This window comes from Streptomyces sp. NPDC093600, assembly GCF_044764755.1.
Taxonomy (GTDB): Bacteria; Actinomycetota; Actinomycetes; order Streptomycetales; family Streptomycetaceae; genus Streptomyces.
This window is the reverse complement of the sequence record NZ_JBIWIU010000006.1, coordinates 1-17,711: the sequence shown is the minus strand read 5'-3', so window position 1 is coordinate 17,711 and position 17,711 is coordinate 1. Positions and strand designations below refer to the sequence as shown.

Here is a 17,711-nt window from a genome sequence, read left to right as displayed (position 1 = left end):
GTCGGTGAGCCGGGTCAGGGCGGGTCCACCTCGGTGTGACAGGCGACGATGCGGAGCCCGGCCTCGTCCCACCGCGCGAGTCCCAGCGCGACCCATCGGTCCCCCACCCGCCAGAGCTGGATGTCGGGCACGGAGGTGCAGAGCAGGTCCCAGGGGCGGGGTATCGCCTCTCCCTCGCCGTGCCGGGCGAGCATCGAGGAGAGGCCGACGAGCGCCGGCGGGCCCCAGCGGCCGGCGAGGACGAGGGCGAGCGCCTCCCGTTCGGCCTCCGCCTGCTCCTCGGACGGGGCGCCGACGGCTAACTCCGCGAGGTGGTACCCCTCCTCGGGGAACGCGCGGGCGCGCAGCAGGTCGAGGGCGGCGAGGTGCTGTGCGAGCGTCATCGCTCCAGTAAAGCGCCCGGGTCGGACAGCTGGTACTCCGTCAGGCTCCCGTGAGGGTGAGGGCGGGCACGGGCGGGCGCGGGCGGCCCTCGCCGCGCTCCTGTCCATTGAGTAACATCCGGCAGACATGCGCACGAGCTGGAAGGACACACGGTGGGGCGGCTGACCGGCGGGGATCCGTCGCTGCTGCGGCGGATCAACTCCGCGGTGGTACTCCATGCTCTGCGGGGCGCCGACGCGCTCACGCTGACCGATCTGACGCGGGTCACGGGCCTGTCGCGGCCGACGGTCGAGGGCGTGGTCGAAGGGCTCATCGTGGGCGGGCTCGTCGTCGAGGTGGCGCCCGAGGAGGGTGAGGCCCGGCGGCAGGGGCGCCCGGCCCGGAGGTTCCGTTTCCGCGCGGAGGCCGGGCATCTGCTCGGCGTCGAGATCGGCCCGCACCGGGTGGCCGCGCTCCTCTCCGGCCTGGACGGCCGGATCATCGGCGCCGGGGCCCGGGAGGTCTCGGAGGCGGCTCCCGAGGACGAGCGCCTGGAGCGGGTCCGTACGGTCGTCGCCGACGTCCTGCGCAGGGCCGGGGTCCCCCGGTCCAGCCTGCGGGCGGTCGGTGTGGGAACGCCCGGGATCGTGGAGGCGGACGGCACGGTACGGCTCGGCACCGCGCTGCCGGGCTGGACCGGTCTCGCGCTCGGCGAGCGGCTGCGGCGCTCGTTCCGCTGCCCGGTGCTGGTGGAGAACGACGCGAACGCGGCCGCGGTGGCGGAGCACTGGAAGGGCGCAGCGACCGACTCCGACGACATCGTCTTCGTCCTTGCGGGGTTGAGCCCGGGGGCGGGTTCGCTGATCGGCGGGCGGCTGCACCGTGGGTTCGGTGGGGCGGCCGGGGAGATCGGGGCGCTGCATCTGCTGGGCCGGGGGGTCACGCCCGAGCATCTGCTCTCGACCACGGACGAGCCGCTGCATCCGCTGGACGAGCAGGCGGTCGCCGAGGTCTTCACGCTCGCTCGCGGCGGCGACGCCCGGGCCCGGGCCGCGGTGGAACGCTTCACACAGCGCCTGGTCCACGACGTGGCGGCGCTGGTCCTGGCCCTCGATCCGGAGCTGGTGGTGATCGGCGGCTGGGCGGCGGGGCTTGACGGTGTCCTGCAGCCGCTGCGGGACGAACTGGCGCGTTTCTGCCTGCGGCCGCCACGGGTGGTCCTGTCCATGCTGGGTGACTCGGCGGTCGGCACCGGGGCGCTGCGGCTGGCCCTCGACCATGTGGAGGAGCAGCTGTTCGCGGTGGAGCGGACGGTGACGGCCCGCCGCTGAGCGGCGGGCGTTCAAGTCGTCGGAAGGGCGGGGCCCCTCAGGAGGCCATCACCAGGTCACCCGAGTCGCCGAAGGTGAGCCGGCAGGTGTCGGCGCGGTAGGTGGCGACGGAGACCGCGGCGGTGCGGCCCTCGGAGAGGTAGCGGGTCGTCACGACGAGGACGGGAGCGCCGGGCAGGCGGTCCAGTTCCTTGGCGTCGTCGGCGCGGGCGGAACCCAGTTCCACCGCGCGGTCCTGGCCGTCCAGGGCGAGGCGCTGGAGTTCGCACAGCACACCGCGGGCGCGGGCGGGACCGGTCGCGGCGGCGCCGGACGCGCCGAGTTCGGGGACCGAGCCGGACGGCACGTACAGCAGCTCGGCCGCGACGGGCTGCCCGTGGGTGGCGCGCAGCCGGCGCACGATGTGCACCTGCTCGTCGGGCTCGATGTCCAGGAGCCGTGCCACGGCGGGGGGCGCCACGGCGACGGCGCAGTCGACCGACTGCCAGGTCTCCTCGGTGACGCCGGGCCAGGTGTGCTGGGTGGTGGAGACGTCCACGCCCACGCGGGGCGGGGCGACGGTGGTGCCGACGCCGCGGCGGCGCTGCAGGCGTCCCTCCAGCTCCAGCTGCTCCAGGGCCTGCCGGAGCGTGGCCCGGGCGACGCCGAAGCGCGCGGCCAGATCCCGCTCGTTGGGCAGGATCTCCCCGACCGCGAAGTCGGAGTCGAGCGCTTCGCTGATCACGGTCTTGAGGTGCCAGTACTTAGGCTCCGGCACCGATTCCAGCTGCGTGGTCCCCACCCTGATCCTCCGCAATTCGCCGTGTCCCGCGACGGTTTTCCGCGCCCTTGTTTATTAAAGGTTCCTGCACTATCTCTGCGACCATAAAGCGGCACACCCCCTTGGTCAAGACCAATCCTGCGTCGGGCGTGCGGGAATCGGCGCCTCCGGCAGGGATCGTTCACGCGGCGTTCGCGCCCGTGTGAGCCGTCGCCTCACCCCTGCTGCGCCCCCGCACAGCACCGTGCCCCGCCTCGGGCGGCCCGGGCGGGGCACATGGACGTCGGCAGCCGGTCAGTCGACGGTCAGCGCGCGCAGCTTGTCGGGGTTGCGGACGATGTAGACGCACTGGACGCGTCCGTCGCGTACCTCGATCTGGAAGAGGGCGTCGGGCGTGCCGTCGGCCAGGCTGAGCAGGGCGGGCGCTCCGTTGACCTCCACGAAGCGGAACTCGTAGAGCTGCTCGGCGCCCTGCGCCACGGCGGAGAGGAAGCGGCCGACCTTGTCGGCGCTCTCGATGATCCGCAGCGGCGCCTTGGACTTGCCGCCGCTGTCGCCGACCAGGCGTACGTCCGGGGCGAGGAGCGCGAGGAGCTGTTCGAGGTCGCCGCCGGCCGCCGCCGCGAGGAAGCGTTCGGTGAGGTCGCGCCGCTCGGCCGGATCGACGTCGTACCGCGGCCTGCGCTCGTCGACATGGCGGCGGGCCCGTGCCGCGAGCTGCCGGACGGCGGCCTCGGAGCGGTCGAGCGCGGTCGCGATCTCCGCGAAGGGGAAACCGAAGGCCTCGCGCAGCACGAAGACCGCGCGCTCCAGGGGCGAGAGGGATTCGAGGACGACGAGCACGGCGAGGGAGACGGAGTCGGCGAGCATGGCGCGCTCGGCGGTGTCGGGGACGGCCGGGCCGAAGTCGGTGACCACGGGTTCGGGCAGCCAGGGCCCTACGTACGACTCGCGGCGCGCCCGCACCTGGCGGAGCCGGTCGAGGGCGAGCCGGGTGGTGACGCGTACGAGATAGGCGCGCGGTTCGCGGACGTCCGAGCGGTCCGCGGCCGACCAGCGCAGCCACGCCTCCTGGACCACGTCCTCGGCGTCGGCGACGCGGCCGAGCATGCGGTAGGCCACGCCGGTGAGCATCGGCCGGTGCTCTTGGAATACGTCGGTCGTCGTCTCGGTCGCCACTCCCCCATCCCAGCCGAACGGGCCGGTCCTGTCCAGTTCCGCCCGGGCCCTTGAACTCCCGGCTACCCGACGGTAATTCTTGCTGACAGGGCGTCTAAAAGGTGCCGATGACAGGGAGCAGACGCATGTCCGCACAGATCTCGTTCACGATTCCGTCTCCCGGGGGTCCCCGCAGGGCCTCCCTGACGTACGAACGCAGGGGTGCGGGCGAGCCGTTGCTGCTGCTGCACGGCATCGGTCACCACTGGCAGGCGTGGGAGCCGGTCCTCGACGTCCTCGCGGCCGAGCGCGATGTCGTCGCCGTCGACCTGCCGGGTTTCGGCGCCTCCCCGGCGCTGCCGGAGGGATGCGCGTACGACCTGTCGACCGTCGTGCCGGTGCTCGGCGCGTTCTGCGAGGCCCTCGGCATCGAGCGGCCGCATGTCGCGGGGAACTCGCTGGGCGGGCTCCTGTCGCTGCAGCTCGGCCGGGAGAAGCTGGTGCGTTCGGTGACCGCGCTCTCCCCGGCCGGTTTCTGGTCGGAGCGCGAGCGGCTGTACGCGTTCGGGACGCTGCGCGCGATGCGGGTGGCCGCGCTGGCGATGCCGGTGCCGGTGATCGAGCGCCTCTCCCGCACCGCGGCCGGGCGGACCGCCCTCACCAGCACCATCTACGCACGGCCCGGGCGCCGTTCACCGGAGGCGGTGGTCGCCGAGACGCTCGCCCTGCGCGAGGCCACCGGTTTCCGCCACACGCTGGAGGCCGGCCGGACCGTGGTGTTCGGCCACGACGTGCCCGCCGTGCCCGTCACCATCGCGTGGGGCACCCGGGACCGGCTGCTGCTGCGCCGGCAAGGCGTCCGGGCCAAGCAGACCGTGCCCGGCGCACGGCTCGTCCGGCTTCCCGGCTGCGGTCATGTGCCCATGAACGACGACCCGGCTCTTGTCGCGCGGGTGATCCTGGACGGCAGCCGCTGACCGCCCCGCGCGCGTGAACAGCCCCGTCCCGAGGACCGCTCCGGCGCCGACCAGAACGCTGCCGACGGCCTGCGGGAGGCCGAAGCGACCGGTCGAGACCAGGACCGCGGTCAGGGCGGCGGCCACCGGAATGGCACCGGTATAGAGCGTGGCCCTCTCCATACCGATCCGCTGGACGCCCATGTAGAAGAGCACGAAGCCGACGACCGTGGCCAGGAACGCCTGCCACACCAGGGCCCCGGTCTCCACGGCCGTCGGCAGCCGCAGGAACGCGCCGCCGTCCACGACGAGACCGAGCAGGGCCGATTCCACGGCCGCGATCGCGCAGACGACGGCCGTGAGCAGCTTCGGGCCGAGCGGACGCAGCACGGGCACGGCGAGGACGGTGAAGCCGACCTCGCCCGCGAGGGCTCCCACGGAGTAGAGGAGGCCGGCCAGGTCGGTACGGCCCCAGCCCTGCACGGTGAAGGCCCCGGCGGCCACGAGCAGCGCCCCGAGGAGGACCGGCCGGGTGGGCCTGCGCCCGTCGAGGAGCGGGACGAGCACGGCCACCACGACGGGGGCGCAGCCCACCAGGACACCGGGGACGGCCGGCTCGGCGGTGCGTTCCGCCGCGAGGATCGCGAGGTTGAAGCCGACCATGCCGACGGCCGCGAGCAGGGCGAGACGCACCCAGTGGCGACCGGTCAGCCCGCGGAGGGGCGCGAGACCGCCGGAGCCGAGGAGAGGCAGCAGGAGCAGGCAGGCGGCGCCGTAGCGCAGGGCCTGGCCGCCCGCGTACGGATAGTCGCCGAGGAGGCTGTTGGCGGTGAAGGAGGCGCCGACGAGGGCGTAGGCGAGGGTCACGAGGAGCGCCCCGCGCAGGGAGTTCGCGTTCATGGTCCCGACGTTAGGAAGCGGGGCGGTCCGGTTTAAGGTCCACTTCCATGACGACATCGGGGACCACTTCCCGTACGGTGCCGGAGCCCGGCTCACCCGCGGCGGCCGCGCATCCCGCCTGGGAGCTGCTGCTTCCCGCGGTGGCCGCTCCAGCGCGGCGGCGCGGCCGGGCGCTGCGGGAGGCGCTGCGCGAGGCGGTGCGCACGGGCCGGCTCGCGCCGGGGACCCGGCTGCCGTCCAGCCGTGATCTGGCGGCCGACCTCGGTGTCTCGCGGGGCCTGGTGACCGAGGCGTACGAACAGCTCACCGCCGAGGGCTATCTGCGCAGCGACCGGGGCTCGGGCACCTGGGTGGGCGACGCGGCGCGGGCGGCAGCCGCGCAGGGCGCCCGGGATCTCGCGCCGCGCGCGCCGGGCGCCGGGGCCGAGGCCGTCGACTTCCGCCCGGGAACGCCGGACCTCTCGCTCTTCCCCCGGTCGGCATGGTCGGCGGCGCACCGCTCCGTACTGTCCCGGCTGCCCCATCGGTCGCTCGGGTATCCCGACCCTCGCGGGCTGCCGGAGCTGCGGAACGCGCTGGCCGGGATGCTGGCGCGGCGGCGCGGGGTGGTGGCCGATCCCGAGCGCCTGGTCGTCTGCTCGGGGGTGGCGCAGGCGTCGACGCTGCTCGGTTTCGTCCTGCGGGCGCGCGGACAGCGGACGGTCGGTATCGAGGACCCGGGCAGCCCTGAGCACGGACGGCTGTTCGCCTCCACCGGAATGGACACGGTGTGGCTGCCGCTGGACGAGGAGGGGCTGATGCCCGGTCCGCTCGCCGCGTCGGGGGTGCGTGCGGTGGTGACGACGCCCTCGCACCAGTTCCCCTCCGGGCTCGCGTACTCGGCGGCCCGCAGGGCCGAACTGCTCGACTGGGCGCGGGCGGTGGACGGCTGGATCCTGGAGGACGACTACGACGGGGACTTCCGCTACGACCGGGCGCCGGTGGGCGCGCTCCAGGGGCTCGACCCGGAACGGGTCGTGTACACCGGCTCGGTGAGCAAGTCCCTCGCTCCGGGGCTGCGGCTCGGCTGGATGCTGGTGCCGGAGGGCATGGTGGCGGACGTCGTGGAGCGCAAGCGGACGATGGACCTCGGCAATCCCGCCCTCGACCAGGCGCTGCTCGCCGAGTTCGTGACGAGCGGCGCCTACGACCGGCAACTGCGCCGCTGCCAGCGGGCGTACCGGGAGCGGCGGGACGCCCTGGTGGCGGCCCTGGAGGAGCACTTCCCCGGCACCCGGGTGAGCGGGATCGCCGCCGGACTGCACATCATCGCGCGCGTGCCGGGGCATTACGGGCCGACCTCGCTCTTCGTGGAGCGGGCGGCGTCCGCCGGGGTGCTCCTGCGGCCGTTGGAGGAGTACGGCACGGCCCGGTACGCGGACGGCGCCGTCCGTCTCGTCATCGGGTACGCCCATCTGACACCGTCCGAGATCGCGCACGGGATCGGCCTGGCGGCGCGGGCCCGTGGGGCGGCGGGGCGGTAGCCGGCCGGGGGTGAGGCGGTGGCGTGGGAGCGCTTCCGGTCTGTTCACGCGGGGTTCGTGTCCGCGCCGCCCGCGTCCTCTACTCATGGGGCGGCACCACGCACCCACCCGGCCCAGGCTCTGGAGGCCTCTCGATGTCGCACCGCACCCCCGGTCCGTCCCCCGCCCGCCGCAGTGTGCTGCGCGGCTCGCTGGCCGCCTCCGCGGCGTTCACCCTGGGCGGCGCCGCGACGGCCCCGGCCCTGGCCCTGTCGGGGCGCCCCCGGGCCGCGTGGGGCGTGCAGACCGGGGACGTCACCGCCTCCTCCGGCCTGGTGTGGGTCCGGTCGGACCGGCCCGCCCGCATGATCGTGGAGACCTCGGCGAGCGAATCGTTCCGCCGCGGCCGCCGCCACTACGGGCCCCTCCTCGGCCCGGGCAGCGACTTCACCGGGACGACCGCTCTGCGCGGGCTGCCCGCCGGTGAGCAGATCCACTACCGCGTCACCCTCGCGGACCCGGACGACCCGCGACGTACGGGCGAGCCGGTCGTCGGCACCTTCCGTACGGCTCCGGCCAGGCGGCGCGACGGCGTGCGCTTCGTGTGGTCGGGGGACATCGCCGGCCAGGGCTGGGGGATCAACCCCGACATCGGCGGCTTCCGGGCGTACGAGGAGATGCGCCGGCTGGACCCGGACTTCTTCCTGTGCAGCGGGGACACCATCTACGCCGACGGGCCCCTCCAGCCGAGCGTGACGCTGCCGGACGGGCGGATCTGGCGGAACGTCACCACGCCGGAGAAGTCGAAGGTCGCCGAGACCCTGGACGAGTACCGCGGCAACTTCCGCTACAACCTCCTCGACCACAACGTGCGCGCGTTCAACGCGCAGGTGCCGTCGATCGTGCAGTGGGACGACCACGAGGTCCGCAACAACTGGTACCCGGGCCAGATCCTCGACGACCCGCGCTACACGGAGAAGGACGTGGACGTGCTCGCGGCCCGTGCCACGCGCGCGTTCGGCGAGTACTTCCCGGTGTCCACGCTCCACGCGCGCGGTGGCGGCGCCGAGGGCCGGATGCACCGCGTGGTGCGGTACGGGCCGCTGCTCGACGTGTTCGTCCTCGACATGCGCTCGTACCGCAACGCCAACTCGCCCGGCCGGCAGGCGGACGACACGACCGGCATCCTGGGCGAGGGCCAGCTCGCCTGGCTCAAGCGGGAGCTGAGCCGGTCGCGGGCCGTGTGGAAGGTCCTCGCGGCGGACATGCCGCTCGGCCTGGTCGTCCCGGACGGCGCGGCGAACATCGAGGCGATCGCCCAGGGCGATCCGGGTGTCCCGCTCGGCCGGGAGCTGCAGATCGCGGAGCTGCTGCGGTTCGTCAAGCACCGCGGGATCACCGGCACGCTCTGGCTGACCGCCGATGTGCACTACACCTCGGCGCAGCACTACGCGCCGGAGCGGGCGGCCTTCCAGGACTTCGCGCCGTTCTGGGAGTTCGTCTCCGGGCCGCTGGCCGCGGGTGGCTTCCCGGCCAACAAGCTGGACGCCACCTTCGGCCCTGAGCGGGTCTTCGTCCGGGCGCCGGAGCGGGCGAACGTGTCGCCGATGGAGAGCCCGCAGTACTTCGGCGAGGTCGACATCGACGGCGGCAGCGGCGAGCTGACGGTCAGGCTCCGCGCGGAGGGCGGGACTGTGCTGTTCAGCAAGGTGCTGCAGCCGGGCCGCGTGGGGCAGTGACGCCCGGGTGACGGCGGAGGGCCGGGCGAAGCGTCCACGGAAGGCGCTCTGGCGACTAGGCGACTAGGCGACTAGGCGACTAGGCGACTAGGCGACTAGGCGACAGGATCTCACCACAGACCGATCAGCTCCGCGCACAAGTGGTTGAAAACGGCCACTAAACCCCCAGATCAGCGCTTAACCCGTCAGTCACAAAGCGTTCGTGATCACGCAACACCGTTGGGTCACAGTGAGGTCATGACTGATGTGACTTCCGCGAAGAGTGCCCGCCGTCCGCACCACTGGCGGCGGGACCTCATCGAACTGGCCGCCCTCTTCACGGCCGTGGTGGTGGCCGACACCGTCGCCAAGACCGTCGTCCGGGGCGCCGAGGGTCCGTACATGCTGGTGTTCTCGGCGATCGCGCTGATCGCCACCGCCACGTTCCACACCTGGTGGGCACGGCGTCACAGCCATGCGCCGCCCGCCACCGATACCGGCGGCGGGTCCACTCCCCCGCCGCCGACCGACGGCGGCACCACGGAGCGGGACGAGGCCGCCGAGCCCGTCGCGGCCGTGCTGTGGCGGATGCGGACCACGGTCCGGGACACCCCCGGCAGCCTCGCCGCACTGTGCACGGCGCTGGCCCGGCACCGGGTGGACATCCTGACCCTGCAGACCCACCCGCTCGCCGAGGGCACGGTCGACGAGTTCCTGCTGCGCGCCCCCGCCGAGCTGCAGGCCAACCACCTCACGCGGGAGATCGCCGCGGCCGGCGGCAGCAGCACCTGGATCGAGCGGGCCGACGCCCACGACCTGGTGGACACCCCCACCCGACTGCTCGGCCTGGCGACCCGTACGGCCCTGGACGCCGCCGAACTGCCCCTGGCTCTCCGTCAGCTCCTCGGCCGCTGCACCATCCACTCGCTGCCGGCCGTCTCCCTGACCGGCCGGCCCACCGGTGAGAGCGCCCCGGTCGAGGGCATCCTCGAAGAGACGGTGATGCGGCTGCGCGACCCGGGCGGCGGGGCGATCACCATCGAGCGGCCGTATCTGCCGTTCACCCCGACCGAGTTCGCCCGCGCCCGCGCACTCGTGGAGCTCGACGCCCGGCTCGGCCCGCGCGTGCCGCGCAGCCAGGACGTTCTCACCCTGCCCGAGGGCAACGAGATCACCGTCCGCCGCGCCGACCAGCGCGACCTGGTCGCGGCACGCGCGATGCACGACCGCTGCTCCGAGCGCACCCTGAGCCTGCGCTACCACGGCCCGGTGAGCGACGCCGACCGCTATCTCACCCATCTCCTCAGCCCGCGCTTCGGCCGTACGCTCGCCGTGCAGACGGCCTCGGGCCGTCTCGTCGCCCTCGGCCATCTGTTCTGGGACGGCGACGAGACGGAGGTCGCCCTGATGGTCGAGGACGACTGGCAGCGTCGCGGCATCGGCTCCGAGCTGCTCGGCCGACTGGTCGCGATGGCGGTCGAGGCGGGCTGCGAGAGCGTCTACGCCGTCACGCAGTCCTCCAACACCGGGATGGTCGCCGCCATGCGGGCGCTGAACCTGCCCCTCGACTACCAGATCGAGGAGGGGACGCTCGTCATCACCGCCCGGCTGGCCGCGACTGCGGCACGGAGCCGTCCGCCGTACGAGGAGCTCCAGGACGGGACGCATCAGCGGGCGGAGCGCTGAGGGCCTGGGTCAGATCCCGCCACAGGTCCTCGACGTCCTCGAGGCCGACCGACATCCGCAGCAGCCGGTCGCTGACGCCCGCCGAGCGCCGGTCTCCCTCGGCCACGATCCGGTGGCTGATGGAGGCGGGGTGCTGGATCAGGGTGTCGACGCTGCCGAGACTGACGGCCGGCGTGATCAGCCGTACCCCGGCGATCACGTCGTGCGGGTCCCCGTACACCTCGAAGGAGACCATCGCGCCGCCCACCCGCGGGTAGTGGACCCGGGCGACGCGCGGGTCGACGGTGAGCCGCCGGACCAGCTCCGCGGCGGTCGCCGACGCCGCCCGCACCCGTACCGGCAGGGTGGAGAGCCCGCGCAGCAGCAGATAGCCGGCCAGCGGGTGGAGCACACCGCCGGTCGCGAACCGCACCTGGCGCAGCGCGCGGGCGAACTCCTCGTCGCAGGCCACGACGCCGCCCATGACGTCGCCGTGTCCGCCCAGGTACTTGGTCGCGCTGTGCAGCACGATCCGCGCCCCGTCCTCGGCCGGGCGCTGGAGCACCGGGGTGGCGAAGGTGTTGTCCACCAGCAGCGGCACCGAGCCGCAGGCGTGGGCGACGGCCCGGATGTCGACCTCGGCCAGCGTCGGGTTGGCCGGCGTCTCCACCATCACCAGACCGGTGTCCGGACGGATCGCCTCCGCGATGCCCGCCGGGTCGGTCCAGGTCACCTCCGTGCCGAGCAGGCCCGCGTTCAGCAGATGGTCGCTGCAGCCGTACAACGGCCGGACGGCGACCACATGCCGCAGACCGAGGCTCGCCCGGACCAGCAGGACGGCGGTCAGGGCCGCCATGCCGCTGGCGAAGGCGACGGCGGAGTCGGTGCCCTCCAGGCGGGCGAGGGCCGACTCGAAGCGCGCGGTGGTGGGGTTGTCGAGGCGCGCGTAGACGGGCGGGCCGTCCAGCCGGGCCCCGGTGGTGGCGAACTCGTCGATCCGCGCGGCCTCGGCCCGCGTGTCGTACGACGGGTAGGTGGTCGACAGATCGAGCGGCGGGGCGTGCAGGCCAAGCCCGGCGAGATCCTCGCGGCCGGCGTGCACGGCTTCGGTGGCCAGAGCCCTGGGGGTGGTCGAGGCGTCGTAGTCCATGGGCGGAACTGTGAACGGATACCGGAGGGTAGGGGGAAAACACCGTGCTACGTTCGCCGCATGGCCGATTCTGTCGTACTGGACGCGGTCGATCTGCACATTCTTCGCCTCTTGCAGAACGACGCACGGACCACCTACCGGGAGCTCGCCGCCGAGGTCGGGGTGGCACCCTCCACCTGCCTGGACCGGGTCGCCAGGCTGCGCCGCACCGGAGTGATCCTGGGGCATCAGCTGCGATTGGATCCGGCCAAACTCGGCCGGGGCCTCGAAGCGCTTCTCCTCGTCCAGGTGCGTCCGCACCGGCGGGAACTGATCGGTCCGTTCGTCGACCGGATCCGTGCGCTACCGGAGTCCCGGGCGCTGTTCCATCTGACGGGCCCGGACGACTATCTGGTGCACGTGGCCGTCGCCGACCCCAGCGACCTGCAACGACTCGTCCTGGACGAGTTCACGTCACGTCGCGAGGTGGCCCGTGTCGAGACCCGGCTGATCTTCCAGCAGTGGGAGTGCGGACCGCTCCTGCCGCCGTCCCCGAGCGCTCATTTGTCAGCCGACTGAGAGAGAACGGGGATGACGCGAGGCCCGCGGAGAGACAAGGATGAACCTCATGCCAGAGACTTCCCGCAGCGCGCTGCCCCGCCAGGTCGCCGACACCTACGTCGACGCACTCATCGCACTCGACCCGATCACCGGTACATACCTGGGAGTCGAGGAGAGTGCCGGTCTTCTGCCCGACTTCTCTCCCGCGGGGCAGGAGGCGGTGGCCGAACTCGCCCGCCGCACTCTGGAACTGCTCGACGAGGCCGAGCGGCGGCCGGGCGCGGACGCCGATGCCGAGCGCCGGTGCGGAAGGCTGCTGCGGGAGCGTCTGACGGCCGAGCTCGCCGTCCACGACGCCGACGAGGGCCTGTGCACGGTCAGCAACATGCGCTCTCCCGCGCACAGTGTGCGCATGGTCTTCACCGTGATGCCGACGGAGACCGCGGAGGACTGGAAGGCGGTCGCCCAGCGGCTGCGCGCGGTGCCGGCGGCGTTCGAGGGCTACCGCGCCTCGCTCGAACTCGGCCTGGAACGCAAGCTCCTGGGAGGTCCGCGGCCGACCGCCACCTTCGTCGACCAGCTGACCGAGTGGTCGGGGGCGGACTCGGCGAGCCCCGGCTGGTTCGAGGAGTTCGCCGCCTCCAGGCCCGACTCCCTCGATCCGGAACTGCGTACGGAGCTGGCCGCCGCCGGCCGGATCGCCAACGAGGCCGTCGTCTCCCTGCGGGACTGGATGCGTGACGTCTACGCTCCCGCGGTCGCCGACGCGCCCGACACGGTGGGCCGCGAGCGCTACCAGCGCTGGTCGCGGTACTTCAACGGCACCGACCTGGACCTGGACCAGGCGTACGCGTACGGCTGGGCCGAGTACCACCGCCTGCTGGGCGAGATGAGGACCGAGGCGGAGCGCATCCTTCCCGGCTCCGGCCCCTGGGAGGCTCTGGCGCACCTGGATGTCCACGGCACCCACATCGAGGGCGTCGAGGAGGTCCGCGTCTGGCTGCAGAACCTGATGGACGAGGCGATCGAGGCGCTCGACGGCACGCACTTCGAACTCGCCGAGCGGGTGCGGAAGGTGGAGTCCCGGATCGCCCCGCCCGGCAGCGCCGCCGCACCGTACTACACCGGTCCCTCGGAGGACTTCTCGCGCCCCGGCCGAACCTGGCTGCCGGTCGACGGAGAGACCCGCTTCCCGGTCTACGACCTGGTGTCGACCTGGTACCACGAGGGCGTACCCGGCCATCATCTGCAGATCGCCCAGTGGGTGCACGTCGCCGACCAGCTCTCCCGCTACCAGGCGACGATCGGCGGCGTCAGCGCCAACGCGGAGGGCTGGGCGCTCTACGCGGAGCGGCTCATGGACGAACTGGGGTTCCTGCCGGACGCCGAACGCCGACTGGGCTACCTGGACGCCCAGATGATGCGCGCCTGCCGGGTGATCGTCGACATCGGCATGCACCTGCGGCTGGAGATCCCGGCGGACTCGCCGTTCCACCCGGGCGAGCGGTGGACACCGGAGCTCGCGCAGGAGTTCTTCCAGCAGCACAGCAGCCGCCCGCCGTCGTTCGTCGAGAGCGAGATGACGCGCTATCTGTCGATGCCGGGCCAGGCGATCGGCTACAAGCTGGGCGAGCGGGCGTGGCTGCTGGGCCGGGCCAACGCGAAGGCCGCGCACGGCGACGCGTTCGACGCGAAGGCGTGGCACATGGCGGCGCTGTCGCAGGGGCCGCTCGGTCTCGACGACCTGGTGGACGAGATCTCCCGTCTCTGACGGCGGAGGCGGGCAGGAGCGGAGGCTGACAGGAGCGGCGGCGGGCCGGAGCGGCGGCGGGCAGCGGGCCGCTCCCGGGCAGGATTCCGCCCGCCGGCGCGTCCGAGCCGCGAGAACTCCCCGGGCATCGCTTGATCGTCCGGGGACCGCCCTGCTATTCCTCGCCCATGAGCGGATACGCACCGGACGCCACCGACTGGCGGATCATCGAAGCCCTGCAGAGCCAGGGCCGCGCCAGCTTCGCCGAACTGGCGCGGACCGTCTCCATGTCCGCGTCGGCCGTGACGGAGCGGGTGCGCCGCCTTGAGGAGACCGGTGTGATCGCCGGCTACACGGCCGTGGTCGATCAGGAGCGGCTAGGGCTGCCGATCCTGGCCTTCGTCCGGTTGCGCTATCCCAACGGCAACTACAAGCCGTTCCACGACCTGCTCGACGCGACGCCGGAGATCCTGGAGGCGCACCATGTCACCGGCGACGACTGCTTCGTCCTGAAGGTGGCGGCGCGGTCCATGGCGCACCTGGAGGAGATCTCCGGGAAGGTCATGACACTGGGCTCGGTGACGACGAGTGTCGTCTACTCCTCCCCGCTCCCCCGGCGTGCCATCAGCCGCTGACACCGCGCGTACGGCGCCGCACGGCCGAGCCGTGCCGCTCCTTGACCACCTCCGGCTGGACCGGGAACCGCCGGCGCAGGTCGGCGAGGTGGCTGACGATGCCGACACTGCGGTCCCGTTCCCGCAGGGAAGCGAGGACGTCCAGGACTCGTCGAGCGTCTGGTCGTCCAGGCTGCCGGAGGCTCGGAGCGCTGGCGGGGCTACGGGGAGCCCCACCAGCGTCCGGCCGCCCAGGCCAGCACGTACCCCGTGCCGTTCAGCGCGCCATGCAGTGCCATGGGCGGAATCAGGCTCCCCGATCGGCGGCGGAGTTCGCAGAGCAGGACCCCGGCAAGGGCCGTGCCGGCGACAGCCGTCACCACCGACAGGGCCACGCCGGCGGGGCCGGTGCCGAAGACGGCCTCGGCGGCCGCGTTGGCGCGAGTCAACCCGCGTGACGGCAGGACGTGCCAGAGGCCGAAGAGGAAGGAGGAGACGGTCGTCGCCCAGAGGTGGCCCCACCGTCGTTCCAGCATGGCCCACAGCACACCACGGAACGCGATCTCCTCCAGCAGCACCGTACCGAGCGGCACGCGGACCAGTGCGCGGTACGCCAGCTCGCCGCCGGTCAGACCTGCGGCACGCTGGTCCTGGAAGACATCCCGGGTGAACGGCACGGCGAGCCCGGCCAGGTACACCGTGACGACGGCCCCGGCCAGGATCAGCCCCCACCGCAGTCCGCGGCGGACCGAGTCCCTGCCGAGCCCCAGATCACCCGCCGTCAGTCCGGAGAGCCGCGCGATCAGCAGGAGCAGGGCCGCCGTGGTGATGCAGACCGGCACGTAGAGGCCGGGGGCCAACCGGTTGTTGACCACGTTCACGGCGGCGAGCACCAAGACGACCGAGAGCAGCATCCGCATGGTTCCCAGGATCGCCGACAGGTTCCTGGCGAAGACACCGCAACGCGCCCCGCCCCCCTGCTGTGAGAAGGCTTCCGCTTTCCGAACGCGATCGCTGGAAAGCCCGTCTTCCCGTGCTCCTGACGTTGGCTTCCGCGCTCCCGCTGACCGGGGGGCACCGGCCTCACACCGGGCGGGTCAGGCACCGACCCCCTTCTGCCGTACGACCGATCCTGTCCGCTCCTTGACGACCTCGAGCTGCGCGGGAATACGGCGGCGCAGGTCGGCGACGTGGCTGACGGTGCCGACGCTGCGGTCCCGTTCCCGCAGGGAGTCGAGGACGTCGAGGACCTCGTCGAGGGTCTGGTCGTCCAGGCTGCCGAAGCCCTCGTCGATGAAGAGGGTGTCGAGCCGGACGCCGCCCGCCTCGTCGGTGACGACGTCGGCGAGGCCGAGCGCGAGCGCCAGGGAGGCGAAGAAGGTCTCTCCGCCGGAGAGTGTCGCGGTGTCGCGTTCGTTGCCCGTCCAGGCGTCGACGACATGCAGCCCGAGTCCCGCCCGCTTGCCGCCGGAGCGGGCGTCGGAGTGGACGAGGGTGTAGCGGCCGGAGGACATGCGCTGGAGACGGGCCGTGGCGGCGGCCGCGACCTGTTCGAGGCGGGCGGCCAGGACGTACGACTCCAGGCGCATCTTGCGCTCGTTCTCGGCGGAGGTGCCGGCGGTGAGCCCGGCGAGGCGGGCGACGCGTTCGTACTCCTCGCGGAGAGGGCCGAGCCGGCGGACCTCGGCGTCGGCCGCGCGGGAGAGCCGGGCGAGTTCGGCGCATCGGGCCTGTACGGCGGCGAGTGCCGAGGTCGCGTTCCGAAGGGCGCGTTCGGCGGCGGTATGCGCCGCCTCGGCGGCGGCCACGTCGGCGGGCGGCCGGTGCGCGGCGGCCTCGGTCTCGGGCTCGGCGAGCCGGTCGGCGACGGCGGCGGCCTCCGCGTGCCAGGCGTCCAGGCGGTGTTGGAGGGCCCGGTGTTCGCGGTCGTCGAGGAGCGCGGCGGCGGCCGCCGCCGGGGTGTCGAAGCCGGCGCGGAAGGCGGCGTCGGCGAGGCGGTCGTCGGCCTCCTTCAGGCGCTGCGCGGTGAGCTCGACGGTACGTACGATCTCGGCGGCGTCGAGCAGGACGGCGATCCGGTGTTCCAGGCGTGAGGCGTGCTCGGCGACGGAGCCCGACTCCCCCCGGCCCCGGGCCACCTCGGCCTCCAGGGTGGTCTGCTCCCGGTCGAGCGCCTCCCGCTGCGAGGTCCGCGCCGCGACCCGCCGCTCGGCGTCCCGCTGCGCCGCGGCCCTCTCCTCGTACTCCCGCTCGGCCCGTGCGAGGGCCTCCCGCGCGGCATGGGTCTGGGCGGCGAGCGCATGCGCCTCGGCGTGCTGCCGGGCCAGCTCGTCGACCTCGCGGGCGAGCTGGTCGACGCTGGGCTCGCGTACGCCGGACGTGGGTACGGACTCGGCGCCCGTCGCCTGTTCCGGCACGGTGCCGTGGTTCGGTTGTCGGCCCGAGAAGGCGGCGGGGAGCGTTTCGCCTCTGGCGGCGGGCAGCGTCCGGGCCGGAGCCGACTCCTCCGCAGAGCCGTCGGCCTCGGCCGCCGTGGCGCGCCCGCCCGGGCCGGACACCGGCCCCCCGGACACGCCCGCCGCGGCCGCGACCCGCTCTCCCCCGCCGGCAACCGCCGCCGGGGTCGTCAGGACGTCGGCGCGGGCGGAGGCCCAGGCCTCCCGGGTGACCGCGAGGTCGCGTTCCGCGGCGGTGCGGGTCTCCTCAGCGTGGGTGAAGGCGGCGTAGGCCGCGTCCTCCGTCGTACGGTCGACGTGGTCGGCGCCGGTGCGGGCGGGGGCCGGGTGGTCGGCCGAGCCGCAGACCTGGCAGGGGTCGCCGGGGGTCAGGGCGGCGGCCAGTTCGGCCGCGATGCCCTGCAGGCGGCGGGACTTGACGTCCAGCCAGGTCTCGTGGGCTTCGTTGCGGCGCTCGCGGGCGGCCGTCAGCCGGGTCTCGGCCTCGGCCGCCCGCAGCGCCAGGTCGTCCCGGCGGCGGGCCGCCGCCAGCCGCCGCCGGGCGGGCTCCAGTCGGCCGGCGAGGTGCTCGGCCCGGGCGGCCGCCTCCTGCGCGGTCTCGATCCGGGCGGTGAGCTCCGCGCGGCGGGCCCCCCATCCGGCCAGCCAGCCGGCCGCGTCCTGGAGGATCTCCTCGTCCGCGCGGGCCTGCCGTTCCAGTACGTCGCGTTCTCTGGCGATCTCGGCGGCGCGCCGCTCGGCGCGGCGCGCGGATTCGAGGCCGCCGAGCTCTTCACGCAGCCGCCGCTCCAGCGCGGAGAGCTGTTCCGCGCCCGCGTCGGCCAGGTCGGCCGGGAGCAGACCGCGCG

The 17,711-nt window shown here is 73.6% G+C and carries 14 protein-coding genes and 2 pseudogenes; 8 read left to right on the top strand and 8 right to left on the bottom strand.

Annotated features, from left to right (window positions below; translation table 11 throughout):
- Nucleotides 1-14: 14 nt before the first annotated feature.
- Complete coding sequence (locus ACIRB4_RS16760; protein ID WP_403291906.1) at nt 15-383, bottom strand: hypothetical protein; 369 nt, start codon at nt 381-383, stop codon at nt 15-17.
- A gap of 153 nt (nt 384-536) precedes the next feature.
- Between ACIRB4_RS16760 and ACIRB4_RS16755 the strand changes: the two genes are divergently transcribed.
- Entirely contained in the window at nt 537-1,694 is a 1,158-nt protein-coding gene (locus tag ACIRB4_RS16755) for an ROK family transcriptional regulator (RefSeq protein WP_403291904.1), read from the top strand.
- A 37-nt stretch (nt 1,695-1,731) separates the two neighbouring features.
- Here the strand turns inward: ACIRB4_RS16755 and ACIRB4_RS16750 are convergent, their stop codons facing one another.
- Both ACIRB4_RS16750 and ACIRB4_RS16745 read right to left on the bottom strand, forming a co-directional pair.
- Nucleotides 1,732-2,475, bottom strand: a complete 744-nt coding sequence (locus ACIRB4_RS16750) for a GntR family transcriptional regulator (RefSeq protein WP_403291903.1) — start codon at nt 2,473-2,475, stop codon at nt 1,732-1,734.
- A 273-nt stretch (nt 2,476-2,748) separates the two neighbouring features.
- Nucleotides 2,749-3,633 (bottom strand): RNA polymerase sigma-70 factor, encoded by an 885-nt coding sequence (locus ACIRB4_RS16745; protein WP_403291902.1) that lies wholly within the window; start codon nt 3,631-3,633, stop codon nt 2,749-2,751.
- Nucleotides 3,634-3,758: 125 nt separating this feature from the next.
- On the opposite strand from ACIRB4_RS16745, the gene ACIRB4_RS16740 reads away from it, so the two are divergent.
- Nucleotides 3,759-4,589: an alpha/beta fold hydrolase gene (locus tag ACIRB4_RS16740; RefSeq protein WP_403291900.1), complete on the top strand. Its 831-nt coding sequence runs from the start codon at nt 3,759-3,761 to the stop codon at nt 4,587-4,589.
- Between the two features lie 42 nt (nt 4,590-4,631).
- On the opposite strand, the pseudogene ACIRB4_RS16735 reads toward ACIRB4_RS16740, so the two are convergent.
- A pseudogene (locus tag ACIRB4_RS16735) lies at nt 4,632-5,468 on the bottom strand (DMT family transporter); the annotation flags it as partial.
- 47 nt (nt 5,469-5,515) lie between these two features.
- Between ACIRB4_RS16735 and ACIRB4_RS16730 the strand changes: the two are divergent.
- The 3 genes from ACIRB4_RS16730 (at nt 5,516) to ACIRB4_RS16720 (ending at nt 10,374) form a co-directional block, all read left to right on the top strand.
- Nucleotides 5,516-6,991 carry a PLP-dependent aminotransferase family protein gene (locus tag ACIRB4_RS16730; protein WP_403291898.1) on the top strand — a complete coding sequence of 492 codons (1,476 nt, stop codon included), beginning with the start codon at nt 5,516-5,518 and terminating at the stop codon, nt 6,989-6,991.
- A 134-nt stretch (nt 6,992-7,125) separates the two neighbouring features.
- The gene (locus ACIRB4_RS16725) at nt 7,126-8,709 is read left to right on the top strand and encodes an alkaline phosphatase D family protein (RefSeq protein ID WP_403291896.1); all 1,584 of its coding nucleotides are present in this window, start codon (nt 7,126-7,128) and stop codon (nt 8,707-8,709) included.
- A 237-nt stretch (nt 8,710-8,946) separates the two neighbouring features.
- A complete protein-coding gene (locus ACIRB4_RS16720) occupies nt 8,947-10,374 on the top strand; it encodes a GNAT family N-acetyltransferase (RefSeq protein ID WP_403291894.1) in 1,428 nt (475 codons plus the stop codon).
- Here the strand turns inward: ACIRB4_RS16720 and ACIRB4_RS16715 are convergent.
- Nucleotides 10,286-11,503: a trans-sulfuration enzyme family protein gene (locus ACIRB4_RS16715; RefSeq protein ID WP_403291893.1), complete on the bottom strand. Its 1,218-nt coding sequence runs from the start codon at nt 11,501-11,503 to the stop codon at nt 10,286-10,288. The two genes, ACIRB4_RS16720 and ACIRB4_RS16715, sit on opposite strands and share 89 nt — an antisense overlap.
- A 60-nt stretch (nt 11,504-11,563) precedes the next feature.
- Between ACIRB4_RS16715 and ACIRB4_RS16710 the strand changes: the two genes are divergently transcribed.
- The 3 genes from ACIRB4_RS16710 (at nt 11,564) to ACIRB4_RS16700 (ending at nt 14,428) form a co-directional block, all read left to right on the top strand.
- A complete protein-coding gene (locus ACIRB4_RS16710) occupies nt 11,564-12,061 on the top strand; it encodes an Lrp/AsnC family transcriptional regulator (RefSeq protein ID WP_403291891.1) in 498 nt (165 codons plus the stop codon).
- 49 nt (nt 12,062-12,110) lie between these two features.
- Nucleotides 12,111-13,814 carry a DUF885 domain-containing protein gene (locus ACIRB4_RS16705; protein ID WP_403291889.1) on the top strand — a complete coding sequence of 568 codons (1,704 nt, stop codon included), beginning with the start codon at nt 12,111-12,113 and terminating at the stop codon, nt 13,812-13,814.
- Nucleotides 13,815-13,981: 167 nt separating this feature from the next.
- Nucleotides 13,982-14,428, top strand: coding sequence for an Lrp/AsnC family transcriptional regulator (locus ACIRB4_RS16700; protein ID WP_403291888.1), 447 nt, complete (start codon nt 13,982-13,984; stop codon nt 14,426-14,428).
- On the opposite strand, the pseudogene ACIRB4_RS16695 reads toward ACIRB4_RS16700, so the two are convergent.
- The 3 genes and pseudogenes from ACIRB4_RS16695 to ACIRB4_RS16685 all read right to left on the bottom strand — a co-directional run.
- A pseudogene (locus tag ACIRB4_RS16695) lies at nt 14,418-14,605 on the bottom strand (hypothetical protein); the annotation flags it as partial. The gene ACIRB4_RS16700 and the pseudogene ACIRB4_RS16695 sit on opposite strands and share 11 nt — an antisense overlap.
- A gap of 23 nt (nt 14,606-14,628) precedes the next feature.
- Nucleotides 14,629-15,327: a lysostaphin resistance A-like protein gene (locus ACIRB4_RS16690; RefSeq protein ID WP_403291886.1), complete on the bottom strand. Its 699-nt coding sequence runs from the start codon at nt 15,325-15,327 to the stop codon at nt 14,629-14,631.
- Between the two features lie 177 nt (nt 15,328-15,504).
- Nucleotides 15,505-17,711: SbcC/MukB-like Walker B domain-containing protein (locus ACIRB4_RS16685; protein ID WP_403291884.1), on the bottom strand; the 2,207-nt coding region annotated here is incomplete at its 5' end.